11 protein-coding genes and 3 tRNA genes are annotated in these 12101 nt (G+C 43.2%); 3 read left to right on the plus strand and 11 right to left on the minus strand.

The annotated features are described in order from the left end of the window. Positions 1 to 46 precede the first annotated feature (46 nt). Positions 47 to 151, plus strand: coding sequence for a hypothetical protein (locus A1019T_RS13960; RefSeq protein ID WP_227678566.1), 105 nt, complete (start codon positions 47 to 49; stop codon positions 149 to 151). A 215-nt stretch (positions 152 to 366) separates the two neighbouring features. Here A1019T_RS13960 and A1019T_RS01875 read toward each other — a convergent pair whose 3' ends face one another. After that, positions 367 to 1503 (minus strand): phospholipase A, encoded by a 1137-nt coding sequence (locus tag A1019T_RS01875; RefSeq protein ID WP_244156494.1) that lies wholly within the window; start codon positions 1501 to 1503, stop codon positions 367 to 369. Positions 1504 to 1540: 37 nt separating this feature from the next. Here A1019T_RS01875 and A1019T_RS13520 point away from each other — a divergent pair, with 37 nt between their 5' ends. Further along, positions 1541 to 1708, plus strand: a complete 168-nt coding sequence (locus A1019T_RS13520; protein WP_244156495.1) for a hypothetical protein — start codon at positions 1541 to 1543, stop codon at positions 1706 to 1708. Between the two features lie 221 nt (positions 1709 to 1929). On the opposite strand, the gene A1019T_RS01880 is transcribed toward A1019T_RS13520, so the two are convergent. From A1019T_RS01880 to A1019T_RS01915, 8 genes are all read right to left on the minus strand, one after another. Next, positions 1930 to 2475, minus strand: coding sequence for a DUF3465 domain-containing protein (locus tag A1019T_RS01880; RefSeq protein ID WP_425271916.1), 546 nt, complete (start codon positions 2473 to 2475; stop codon positions 1930 to 1932). 203 nt (positions 2476 to 2678) lie between these two features. Next, positions 2679 to 4940, minus strand: a complete 2262-nt coding sequence (locus tag A1019T_RS01885; protein WP_244156496.1) for a protein-disulfide reductase DsbD family protein — start codon at positions 4938 to 4940, stop codon at positions 2679 to 2681. A 182-nt stretch (positions 4941 to 5122) separates the two neighbouring features. Next, complete coding sequence (locus A1019T_RS01890) at positions 5123 to 6148, minus strand: hypothetical protein (protein ID WP_077450177.1); 1026 nt, start codon at positions 6146 to 6148, stop codon at positions 5123 to 5125. Between the two features lie 280 nt (positions 6149 to 6428). Continuing rightward, a tRNA-His gene (locus tag A1019T_RS01895) sits at positions 6429 to 6504 on the minus strand. Between the two features lie 73 nt (positions 6505 to 6577). Next, a tRNA-Arg gene (locus A1019T_RS01900) sits at positions 6578 to 6654 on the minus strand. A 118-nt stretch (positions 6655 to 6772) separates the two neighbouring features. Then, a tRNA-Pro gene (locus tag A1019T_RS01905) sits at positions 6773 to 6849 on the minus strand. A 157-nt stretch (positions 6850 to 7006) separates the two neighbouring features. Beyond that, complete coding sequence (locus A1019T_RS01910) at positions 7007 to 8512, minus strand: 5-methylcytosine restriction system specificity protein McrC (RefSeq protein WP_143514061.1); 1506 nt, start codon at positions 8510 to 8512, stop codon at positions 7007 to 7009. A gap of 21 nt (positions 8513 to 8533) precedes the next feature. Next, positions 8534 to 10027 (minus strand): McrB family protein, encoded by a 1494-nt coding sequence (locus A1019T_RS01915; protein WP_077450181.1) that lies wholly within the window; start codon positions 10025 to 10027, stop codon positions 8534 to 8536. Positions 10028 to 10195: 168 nt separating this feature from the next. Here A1019T_RS01915 and A1019T_RS01920 point away from each other — a divergent pair, with 168 nt between their 5' ends. Then, entirely contained in the window at positions 10196 to 10888 is a 693-nt protein-coding gene (locus A1019T_RS01920) for a DUF4442 domain-containing protein (RefSeq protein ID WP_167366828.1), read from the plus strand. Positions 10889 to 11034: 146 nt separating this feature from the next. Here A1019T_RS01920 and A1019T_RS01925 read toward each other — a convergent pair whose 3' ends face one another. Together A1019T_RS01925 and A1019T_RS01930 are read right to left on the minus strand one after the other, a co-directional pair. Beyond that, entirely contained in the window at positions 11035 to 11544 is a 510-nt protein-coding gene (locus A1019T_RS01925; protein ID WP_077450182.1) for a DUF6586 family protein, read from the minus strand. Between the two features lie 146 nt (positions 11545 to 11690). Beyond that, positions 11691 to 12101: RNA-guided endonuclease InsQ/TnpB family protein (locus A1019T_RS01930; RefSeq protein WP_143514062.1), on the minus strand; the 411-nt coding region annotated here is incomplete at its 5' end.

The following is a 12101-nucleotide window of genomic DNA, read 5'->3' on the forward strand; positions in this document are numbered from 1 at the left end:
ACACTGTATTTTATGGCTACCACCTTATAGCCCAGATTTAAATCCCATCGAAAAAGCCTGGGCTTGGATCAAGCGTAAACGTAAAGACTGGCGTCTGCAGTGTATCGATACTTTGTTCTTTTATTTTCTTTGGCTTTGTAACAGTTTATAAGTTCTTTCACTATAATTGACGAAAAAAAAGAGCGCTTATCATTTAAGCCCTCTTTTTGTACAACTGCTGGATTACTATGGCAGACACAACAAACACTTTGTAGATACTGCACCCGCCACATACCCAGTTGGTAAAAAGCAGGCACGGCTCGTTGTATTACTCTTGGTCGTATATTTTCGCTGTGCCACTTTTTGGGTTACAGAAGTCAATGACTTCTATAGCCCTTTCCAATCATTTAAAGAAAGACCAACACCAACGGCCGTGGTTTCTTCATTATAGTCAATGATGGATTCGCCATAACCATGGAAAATTTGGATAAAGCCATGCACATCACGCGATAAAGGAAGAGTATAATCTAGCTGAACCGCCCCTTTTTCGGTATCAAAATTATAACGACCTAAGACAGACAAGTTCTCCCCTCGACCAAAGTCGTATAACGCTTTAAGCTCGCCATGGCCATAGTAATCTGTAATATCTGGGTTATCACTCGACTTGGAGTTATTCTTCTCTTTAACATGGGTCCAAATCTTAGGCTGAAGACTAAACTTACCCCACTCAGCCCCACCCATTAAATACAAGCGGTTCCAAGAACGCGACCAAGGGTCAGACTGGCCATTAGAGTGGTGGATAGCCCCCGCCCCCAACATACGCAAACGACCATTAAAAGGTAGGTTTGCTGTTACTGGCTGAGTAATAAACACCTCAGGCATGTAGTCGGTGGCTCTAAAGGGACGTGAATGCTCACTGTTGTAAACCTGCCAATGCATTTGCTGAGTATACCCAAACCAAACATCGGCATTGGTATCAAACACATCTTCTAGAATTTTAGCCTTCAAAGAGATCTGTGCTTTAAGCTCTAAATTATCAGCATATTTATTGCCATAATCTTCAATATCTTTAGAGTCAAGTTTTTGAGTAGGTGTTTCTGGATGGCGATTGGGGTTGTATTGAACATAAGCGGGCAATAAATAAATAGGACGATGCGGTCTAACAGTCCAAGTTCCCTGCTCGCTATTTTTATCTAAATCATAAGCCAGGCTAAGCGGGGTATAAGCCTCAAAATCCTCAACCGTAACGCCTGCTTTAGCCAGTTGTTCGTTACCAAAAGCAGTTGGTGCTCCAGGAGAGATATTGTCTTCTACTTCAGCAGCTAACTCAGGATTTCCTTCTGAGGCTTCATTGCCTTCAGTTGCAAAGACTGCAGTTGGACGCAGATCAGTAAAGCTGGCCTTAACCGTTTCAACCAGATCTAAAGGTACTTTTTCACGACCCACAACAATCTCTTCGCCAGTAGCAACTTTGTCATAACAAGCCAAACGAGCCGATTCTAGCTTTAAATCGGTACATTTCATAAAGGCATTAACAGCCACTTGTTGGGAGTTTGAATCTATGGCTTGTGCAGCTGAATTGCCAGTCTCAGCAGAAGCAGCATTAACAGTTAACGGCACGCAACAAGCTGCCGCAACAGAAAAGGTCAAAAACTTAAGTTTTGATGAAGGCAGTCTCGACTTCTTTATTAATGGCCGCAAAGTAATCATGCGTATTCCTGATAATTAGGGTAAAAGAATTATTATACTATTAAACAAAGCAGTTAACTAAAAACATTATCATCTGTAAGTGACCAAAAGATGACTTATAAGGGGCTACTTAGCTCCCTTTAGAAGAGCGGTAACTCTAGAAAAATAGGTTAAAAACTAAAAAACTGCAATATAAATAAAGATTGATAGCGACAAGTAGCTTAAGCTAAATAAATAAAAACTAAATTCGCTATATATGGCTTATTGAAAACGCTGCCCATTATGCTCTATCCACCCATGCTGGTGTCGTGCGGCAGGATCATGATGCGTCCAGTGTACTACTCCACCTTGTGGGTTGTATTCGTATTGACCATAAAAGACCACTTCATCGCCTTTTTGTAAAGCATCAACTCTGGGTGCTAAATCTATATTATGAGCAATAAGCACTGTGTGTTTAGGCTCAACACCTTCTAATTGAACGATAAAGCGCTGATGGCGACTACCCTTATTATCGTCAGCCAATATCGCTGTTACCTGCCCGCAGCCTCTAACCTGAATAGAGTGGCGTTGCTGCTCAAAGGCTTCCATAATTATGCCATTACGGCAGGCTATAGGAAATGCCTTAAGATCTTTTGCATCACTAACAGCAGAGGTATCTTCTACCTCTATTTCAATGTTACTAAGATTGGAGCCGCTTTCAAGCGTGCCTATTGCTTCGCCAGTTTCAGGGTCACAGGCACTCAATATTAGTCCAGAGCTTAGCAGTAAGGCCAGCCCCAGCTTAGAAGTCATGTTTCTCACAGTCATCACCTTAAAGATAACATGTGAAGCAATATAGTGTAAAATTATGTATTTATCAAGTAATAAGAAGTTAAGACAGTATAGCTAATAATGGTCGAAATAACCGCTATTTAATAACAATAAGAAGGCGTGCTATTTTGAAGCACGCCTACAATAAAATACTACTAATAAGTAAATACTGCTACTAAGTTCTCTCTAAGCCTCAGGCTTTAAAACCTATTTAAAGTCTCTTCGAACTGAGGACGCTCGACCGTGCCCACTTGCTGCACCTGTAATTTACCATCGACGAAATACAGTAAAGCAGGAGGTCCAAACAAACTTAATTCCGACAAAATACGTGCCGACTCTTCATTGGTTTCCGTCACATCTAGTCGGACCAACTGCCATTGCTGCATTGCAGCGGGTCGATTGGTAAATAAGGTCTTGTCCATAATACGGCACTCAACACACCATTCTGCCGTAACATCTACCAGTACTTTGGGGTTTTGTTCAATAATAGGAATAAGCTCATCTAAACTATAAATATGCTTATCGCTACTCTGAATCCCCGTCATTGCTTCAGATGAGCCTGACGTCTGCGAGTTGGCATTAACTAATGCTGCGCTAGGCTGAGAGAAGACAGCCAAAGGTTGCCATGAATCTTTACTGCCTGCAGCGGCGCCTACCAGGGTTAGAGCAGCCCAGCCGCCCAATAAAAGGGCCAATGGTTTAGTAAATAATTGGCCGCGGCCACTCCATTTCCAAGCCCATACTGCTACCACCATGAACCACATCGCCCACAGCATCAACATGATAGGACTGACCATCACACGTTCAACCAGTAGCAGTGCTACGGCAAATAACAATAAAGCAAACCCTTGCTTGACCCAGTTCATCCACTCGCCCGCTTTTGGCATTAAGTTGCCCTGGCTTGCCCCCAGTAGCATAAGCGGCGCTGACAATCCAAAACCTAACATAAATAAAGCAGCGAAGCCTAACAGCGGATTGCCAATGGTGGAGACCGCCAGCAAGGCGCCAAATAAAGGGGCAGAAACACAAGGAGAGACCACAAGGGCTGACAGTAAACCGGCAATAAAACTTCCGAAGGTACTGCCCAGATATTTATCCCCTGCTTGGCTTAAAGATTGAGTCTTTTGGCGAATAGCGTTGGGAACAGGAATCCTAACCACCTCTAGCATATATAAGGCCAACACAACAAATACTGTGGCAAAAGCTAATAATATCACTGGGTTTTGTAGCCACCCAATAATACCAAGCTGCTGTCCAAATACAGCGATAATAGCGCCTAAGATACCATAGGCAATGGCCACCCCTAAGGCATAGCTACCACTTAATATCAGACCTTTTTTGGCAGTCGGTGTATGCTGTCGTGCCACGATATTACTGACAATAGGCAACATAGGCAGAACACAAGGGGTAAACGCCAGACCCAAACCTGCTAAAAATAACAATAACAGAGCCAGCCAAGGGTGCTCTGCCAAACCAAAGGGATCTTGATCGACCACTCGCTCACTACCCAGCTGTAAACCAGACTCACTTGAGCCTGAGTTTAAGCCATTATCCTGTTTAACTAAGCTAGTCTCAGTAGTGTCATCACCACCCTCTACACTTGCCATATCCTCATCAGAAACCAAACCAGTCTCATTTTCGCCATCAGTATCAGTGGCATCGGTAAGCTCGGTATCTTGTGCAGTTAACTCCTCATCCAACGCCTCGTTATCGCCTACTTCAACAGTACTAGCAGTGGCCATCGTTTGTGGCTGTTGTTTGGCGGGCGATGTTAAGTTACTTTGGAATTTAGCTGCTGTATCTGTCTTAGTCGAAGCACTATTTTCGCTGGTTGCTGGCTTGGCATTAGTTGCAGCAACCTGTTTTGGCTTAGCAGTAGCGGCTGGCTCAGGGCTTTTATTTTGCCCTGCTACACTTGCTGTAGATGCCGGTAAACTTATGGCCAACGTTTCTGTCTGCGGGGGATAACACAGTCCTGCCTCAGCACAGCCCTGCCAGCTAATGCTGATGTTTTCATTAATGGCAGTAGCAGTGGTGTTGGTTAAGGTTGCCGTGGCAGTGACTTGGGGCTGCTTAAACACATCTACCTTACCAAAGGTAGGATCATCGATGGTCTGCGAGGTATGAGAGAACTTAATCGAAGAAGCGGTTACCCCTTCTGGCAATTTTAAAGACAGCTTGTCTTTATATAGATAATGCTTGGGAGTAATCTTTAGCGCGATATTAATTTTATTGCCATTTTGGTTAGGTTTAACCGAGAAGGCTTGCTCTACCTTTAAGAACTTCTCTTGACCACCCTGAGTCTCAGCGCCCCCAAATAGATCTGCCAGACTGGCCGCTTGAGCTGGATTACTACCCACTCCGGAAACCAGTCCAAAACTTATGGATATCGCCAGCGAAGCCGCTAAAGCTTTACGACCAGAACGAGAAGGGCTGTTTTTTATTTCTACTGAGTTTTTCATTAAAGTCATTTCATATTGGCAAGATGACCTTATTAGGCTTGGATAAGGTCAAGTAAGTGGGCATACGGGATAATGCAGGTCTACAGCCATCTATTTCAAGGCCATAAACGATTAACGACTATAGTTCATCGAGCTTACTATATAATATATTTTTGTATAATAATTATTAACGATACAATGCTCTAGGATTTACCTTCATCCCCGAAGGCGCCAGGAAATTGCTTTAAATCTACCCTGTCTGGCATCTCAGGCATGATACCTTGGGTAAACAATGCGTCCAAATGCTCAATTTGCTGTTTTTTATCAAACTCATTAACCTCTGCAATGAGCATTTTTTCAATATATTTATCCAATTGATAGCAGCTGAGCCGGGCACAAAGTACCGCCAACTGATAAATACGACGCTTACAATAGACATCGACGCTGTGCAATAATCGAACCAGCTTCGCGGTTTCAAGTGAAGCATATTTGTAATCGGGCACGACATTTCCAGGTAGAGGCGTTACCCCATACGCTATCGACAAGTGGGCTAGATAATAGCAACAAAATAAATAACCCAAGACATGACCAATAAAATAGCCTCGGTCATAGGTGTAGCTCATTACCCCAAAGTGACCCAATACATAGCTATTGAGACTGGCCTGGTCAGCAACGCTGTCTTTGTCTCTCAGTCTTCCTACCGTAGGAAATTTCAGATGGTTTCTATTTACTGAAGTCAGTTGCCAACCTACAGGCTGCTGAGCGGGCATGTGATGCACAATATCCGCAATAAGATCATCAACAATGTGCAACTGTTGCCACATCATCTCATTTTTATCTAAATCAATAATGCCACGCTGATCAAGGGCTCGGGCCATTTGGAATTGCTGGTACTCAATAAACTGTGACTTTAATGTCTGTACCATATAGGTGGGACGTAATAAGGGATTTATGGTATAAAAAAACTCAGTGCGTTTTAGCTGATGTTGATACAACGCCACTCGCTGTTTGGCCACCTTCTCCATTTCCTTGGCTTGGACAGAGTTATTAATCTCTAAAGCCTCAGTTTGGTATAACGCAATTAATTCCGCTTTTGTCTTTGGCATCGCCATAGGCTTATCTACAACGTCAATAGCCTGTATCTCATCTTGCTGAGCAGTGACAGGTTCGGAGCTAACGTCATCTTTAGCCTTAATTTGCGCAGTAATCGTTATTGAACGGTTTGCCATAATATTATCTCGACCCTCTTTAAGATGCCTTTATCATAACATTATTGCAAAAGCTGAACATCTTAGTTTCATGAGCAGTTTGGTAGCCGCTAACTCAGTAATTTATGCGTCAATCCATATAAATAGAGAGCCATAAGTAATAGATTTGAGAGGGCAGTAAGGATTGAAATAAAAGGAGTGAAATAAAAAGACAAAAATGTAAAAAAACCAATCAAGACAACGTCTAGATTAGCAACTTATATAATATTGGGCTTCGAGAAGTAAAGGAAGGAATAAAAAATGGGGCGACTGATGGGACTTGAACCCACGACAACCGAGATCACAACCCGGGGCTCTACCAACTGAGCTACAGCCGCCATAATCAACACAGAGTGTATTGAAAGTGCAATGTATTACCTAACATTCTAGATATTACAGTTCAGGCGAAAGTGGTGCGCCTGGCAGGATTCGAACCTGCGACCACCTGCTTAGAAGCCAAGTGCTCTATCCAACTGAGCTACAGGCGCATATAGTGCTAACATCGTTGTTATCGAACTACACTGTTATTAAAACACATATAGAGTAATAAACAACAAATGTCGTATTTAAAGCATAAAAAAAAGCCTGTAAGGCTCTAGTAAAAAGTGGTCGGAGTGATAGGATTCGAACCTACGACCCTCTGGTCCCAAACCAGATGCGCTACCAAACTGCGCCACACTCCGATATCTTACTTTTCTTTTTTACGACTTTGATAACTGTCTGGTCAACTTAATCATCTGTGTTATCGCTATCGAGGTGCATATAATAGGATTAAACTTTAATCTTGTCAACACTTTTTTTAAAATATTTTCAAAAAATATCGAATCTATTATAAAATCCTCAAATCAGTAGTAACCCCTGTTGGGGATCAAAAGGTATTACACTCATTTGTGTAATCCTGCCTGAAACATCACCATCCTGATTTGAGTGCCTATTCTCGTCCAAATTATCAAAAACGTCAAGCCTTTGCGTAAAAGTTTTTGTTTTTGGATAAATTAACCAAGCATTTTGGCAATTTAGGCGCTGTTGATAGCTATAAAGTTGCTGCCAGTCTGCTCCGCTCACCTGAGTCGCAGCAGAAAGCGATTTATATTTGATATCTAATACATGACTAATCTGGCCCTCTTGGGTCATTATACAAGCATCCGGTACTAGCTTTTGAACGACTTCTGATTTTAATCCCGATTTAGGAAAATTCGTCTTTAAATATAGCCAGTCGAAACTGGGTTGAATAACAAGTCGACTATTTGCCAACTGCTGGGAAGCCCAACTTTGCAGCTTACCCAGCACCCAGCGCTCAAACGCATGATTCATATTGATCATGAGTGAGGCAACCGGTAACTGATCCACTGACTTATCAAATGTGCTTTGCCTAGACTCAGCCACAGACCCTTGTGTCAATAGCCACCACCCCCACTCTATGGCCTGAGTGACTACTTGCGCCTGTACAAGGCTCAACTGACTGCCCCAAGTGGCTGTATTACTTTTTAGCTGTTGGTAAACCCCTTCCCAACTCCGAGGAGGCAATACCATAACCCCTTGCAAACTGCTCGGAAGCTGCTGATCGAAGCTACTTTCATTTATGACATTTCGAGCAGACAGTTTCTGCAGCTGTTGCCAAGCAGTGGTCAAAAACTGGGCCAATAGTTGATCAGTCTCAAACACCGCTTGCTCAGTATATAGGTAATGCGGGCGATGCCAGTTATTTTTTAACTGTGCCGCAAGATTAATTTTACCTTGTGCTTTGGGCTGGTTCTGCAACTGGGTTTGATAGCGATTGGGTAAGGTCACTGCCGCTTGTTGCAGTGCTTGACGAATTGTTGCTAGCAAGCCTTCATACCAAGGCTTATCTAGCGTACGTGAAACGCTTACAAGCTGCGGGGGTATTGTTGGGTAAGAAGGGGAATAAAAGCCAGGTTTAGCGGCTAGGTCTAGCGCCGCCAGCTTTTTCCCTATGTTATCTTTACTAATATCCGCTAACATTACTGCCACCCACTGGCGAGCCTGCACTATCTCCGCCTTACGCTTAACCGTTGAGTCCATTGCAGTTAGCCGTTGGGAGGAGCTTTGGCGAGTTTCTGCTACCGTCGCTACACTAATTTTTGGCAGTATCTCTAAAGTTAAGCCACTGGGCAAAATTATTTTTGCTAAATAATGGCTGACGACTAAGCTCAGCTGGCCACGCTTAACTTCTATACCAAAGCAAGGTAATTCTTGCTCAATTAAATAGTCAAAGTCTATACTGTGCGCAAAGTCTTGTCGGCTAAGACGCTGATGTTCAAAGCAGCTAATCACGCCGTCATGCTGATACGCGTTCATAGCACCATATCGATCTGCATTTTGCACAGTAAGGCCTGGATACAAGGGTTACAGCTCCTGTGCAGACAAATAGCTCGCATAAAGCAGCTGATAGGGCTTAGCGGTTAGATATACGTTTGCACCCTCAGTCTCTTTTTCTAGCTCACTATTTCGTGTGGCTGCGGTAATAAAGTCGGGGTTTAATCCAGCTGGGGCAGAAGCCTGTGCCTGAGCAGCAGCTGACCTCTGCGCCCCTTGACGATTGGACTCAACACCCCTTTGTAGCAAGCTAAGTGGAGGCGTTACCTCAGTAAAGCTTTGCGCTAATTGATGCCTCTCATTGCTCTGACCATATAGCACCTGGGACAATAGCTCAGGTATTTGTGCCGGCATAGCACTGAGCTTTATGTACTCAATGACTTGCGGAATAATCTGACGATATAGACGTCGAGCCAACTGAGCCATATCGTTGATACCCATAAAATAAGACTGCCCCAGCTGCGCTTCTGCCCCAAATAAAGTAAACAAGCGCTGATTTAAAGCTTGCATTAAAACGGCTAAGTTAACTCTGTCGCCTGCTTTGTCTTCAACATCAATTAGAATCGAGCTGTCGGGATAGCAAGTGACAAACTCAAAGCGTCTTCTAAAGGCCGTGTCTAAAGTCGCCAAAGAGCGGTCTTGAGTATTCATGGTGGCATAGATATCGACGTTGCTAGGCACCATGAATTGACGTCCTGAGTAAGCCAGACGTACCGCCATTGGGGTTGCTGCTCCTGCTCGCTTGCTCGGCTCTATGACGCTCATAAGCTCACCAAAGACTTGTGAGGTATTGGCTCTATTAATCTCATCAATCAACATCGCATAACGGTGACTGGGATCATTACTCGCCTTAGCACACAGCTCCAAAAAAGCCCCTTGCTGTATCTCATACTGCATCTGACCGGTTTGCGGATGAATGCGAGGGCGAATACCTTCCACAAATTCATCATAACCATAAGATTGATGAAAGCTCACCAAACAGCTACGACTTACCACAAGCTCTTGGCTGTCAGGCTGCTTGCCTTGCTCCTTGTATAACGATAGTAGTTCGGACAGCTGACTGCGTAACGTCTCTTTGATCTCATCTAATAAGAACCACTGACTGCTCTGTGTTTTGTCAAAATAAGAGTTGGCAGAACGTTGGCTAGTATTGACCGTCACAGATTCTGGATGAGCATGTTTGTTTAGCTGGACCCATAACGTCTGATTGATATTCTCATTGCGTTTATTGGCGGCGGCTTTATCCACGACCAAGGGATGACGCATCATTTCTGGCACCGTCATCAATCTATCTTCTAGCAGCAAGACGGCACATACTACCTCGCACCACCCATAATGGCTGACCTGTTGGACACGCCAACTCTCCCACGAAGCCTCGATGGGCTCATCATATTGCTTTTGTAGCTCAAGCAGCCTATGGGTCTTTCCCGTTCCTGCAACACCGGTAAAAATGATATTGGTAGGCTCAGTGGGCAGGGACGTTAAACGGGGTATCAAATCTTGATTCAAAGTATCTCTTCGCATTTTATAAAATGTTAGTAAGGGGATTAATTGGTAATCGGCAACCCTTTTTTGTGACCGCTTTATCATCTCTAATTGGATAATGGTTTTGCTATACTCTTTTCATTCTTATCGAACGTCACTATCTAACTCAAACCATAAAAGCCAATTTAAACCATGAAAGGACGCGTTATGAGCCAGTTATCAAATCTTATACAGCAGGTATCTTCTACTAAAAAAGTAGTGTCTGAAAAAGCTGCCACTATAGCTACCCAACTAAATCTGCCTTCTAAAGCAGCTCAGCCAAAAAATGAGGCTACCGATAAGAACGCCTCTAATAGCGCTCAACCCAAAGCAATTAATAATTCTTTTACCAAAATCTTGAAGGCGGTGCAATTATTGCCCAAATCGACTCAATCTTTTGTGCTGACCAAAGCCTTTAGTAAGATTGTACCTTATGTCGGCACCACTGGCATTGTTTACGAAGATGTAAGTCCAAACAAACTGGTGGTTAGCTTAGAGAATAAAAAAGCCGTCCAAAACCATATTGGTTCGGTCCACGCTGTGGCAGTAACGCTATTAGCAGAAACAGCGACTGGTTTTGTTTTGGCAGTGAATCTACCTTCAGATAGAATCTTACTGGTTAAGTCTTATGAAGTTAACTTCTATCGTCCGGTCAAAAAAGGACAGATAGCTGCCATAGCCACTTTAAGCGATGAGCAGCGTCAATATATTTTAGACACCCCTAAAGGTGAGATGGTCATTCCTTGTGTCATCGAGGACCGTAACTCGGATAGCGACCGGGCTCCAATTACGGTGGATATGACTTGGGCTTGGATTCCAAAATCTGAGCTTAAACAGCGCCGTGAAGGTAAATCTAAATAAATTAAAGCTAAGTAAATTGAAAAATATAAATCTACTAATCTTAGCTTAATCAAGCCCATTCAAAAAGGCACTACTGGTCATCGGTAGTGCCTTTTTTATAGTCTATAATTCAAATTTAGACTCTTAAATAATAACGACTGAGGTGACTAGTATTCCACCATACCGCCCCGCATCTCATCGACCAAAGCCATAAACTCAGTACGCCAATCACGAATGGTCTGCTCATCAGGCAACCACTGATTAGAAAGCGTTACCACATTGACAATCAAGTCATGACTTGAGGCCTCAATACCTTTGCTATCTGGGGCAGGTGCATACTGACAGCGCTGATAAGCCTTATGGATATTGGCCAACACTCCAGACTCTAGAGAGATTTTAAGACGTTGTAGCTCTGGTGAAATTAGCGTTTTTTTCTCCAAAGAAGTCTCAATGTAGTCAATACTGGGCTGGCTGGTATCTAAGTTATAGAAATGGGCCAACTCCTGTAAAAAAGCCCATAACGCCCCTTGCAGATGAAAAATAGCGGTTTCACAGTGAGCTTGATATAGCTGCTTATCTGCCGTATCGCCGGCTTGCTTACACGCCACCCTACAAAAATAAAACTTTTGATTGGTACGGTCTGCTTGATAACGGGCCAATCTACCTTTGTCTGCCATTTTTAGTCTCAACCCTGCATAGATAAAATATAAATGTACCATAAAAAAGCTATTTATATACCACTCATCCTTGCTGAAAATAAAAAACCCGCTCAATATAAGCAGACTTCCTACAGTTTGGTATAAGTCTTGACCTCCTCCCCTCGCTAAACCGAGGGGATTCCTACAGCTAGACGGCCAAGCCCGACCGCGAGGATGTTCTTAGCAGCATTGATATCTCTATCATGCCATGTGCCACACTCAGCACACCTCCATCCTCTTATTCGCAAACCTGCTCTACCTTTTGGACTACTGTCACTTATTTTATGGCAGTACGAGCAGGTCTGGGTAGTGTAACTCTCATTTACTATCTCAAACTGACAACCTGCATGCTTGCATTTATATTCCAGTTGTCGTTTAAGTTCAAACCATCCTGCATCGTATGTTGATTTAGCCAGCTTGGTCATCGAATTGGTAAATGAGCGTGATTTAACATCACCAACCACAATTAAGCTGCTATCTTTAACAAGCTTGGTGGTGAATTTATGAATTAAGTCTAATCTTGTGTTTTTGATTTT

Origin of the sequence: Psychrobacter piechaudii, from assembly GCF_900162825.1 — a bacterium.
Lineage (GTDB): Bacteria > Pseudomonadota > Gammaproteobacteria > Pseudomonadales > Moraxellaceae > Psychrobacter > Psychrobacter piechaudii.

What these genes read in the sequence shown, in the direction of transcription:
- A1019T_RS01920 (WP_167366828.1), top strand. Translation starts at nt 10,196, where the DNA reads ATGAGCCAGTTATCAAATCTTATACAGCAGGTATCTTCTACTAAAAAA.
- A1019T_RS01915 (WP_077450181.1), bottom strand. Translation starts at nt 10,027, where the DNA reads ATGCGAAGAGATACTTTGAATCAAGATTTGATACCCCGTTTAACGTCC.
- A1019T_RS13520 (WP_244156495.1), top strand. Translation starts at nt 1,541, where the DNA reads ATGGCTTGTGCAGCTGAATTGCCAGTCTCAGCAGAAGCAGCATTAACA.
- A1019T_RS01880 (WP_425271916.1), bottom strand. Translation starts at nt 2,475, where the DNA reads ATGACTGTGAGAAACATGACTTCTAAGCTGGGGCTGGCCTTACTGCTA.
- A1019T_RS01885 (WP_244156496.1), bottom strand. Translation starts at nt 4,940, where the DNA reads ATGAAAAACTCAGTAGAAATAAAAAACAGCCCTTCTCGTTCTGGTCGT.
- A1019T_RS01890 (WP_077450177.1), bottom strand. Translation starts at nt 6,148, where the DNA reads ATGGCAAACCGTTCAATAACGATTACTGCGCAAATTAAGGCTAAAGAT.
- A1019T_RS01925 (WP_077450182.1), bottom strand. Translation starts at nt 11,544, where the DNA reads ATGGCAGACAAAGGTAGATTGGCCCGTTATCAAGCAGACCGTACCAAT.
- A1019T_RS01875 (WP_244156494.1), bottom strand. Translation starts at nt 1,503, where the DNA reads ATGAAATGTACCGATTTAAAGCTAGAATCGGCTCGTTTGGCTTGTTAT.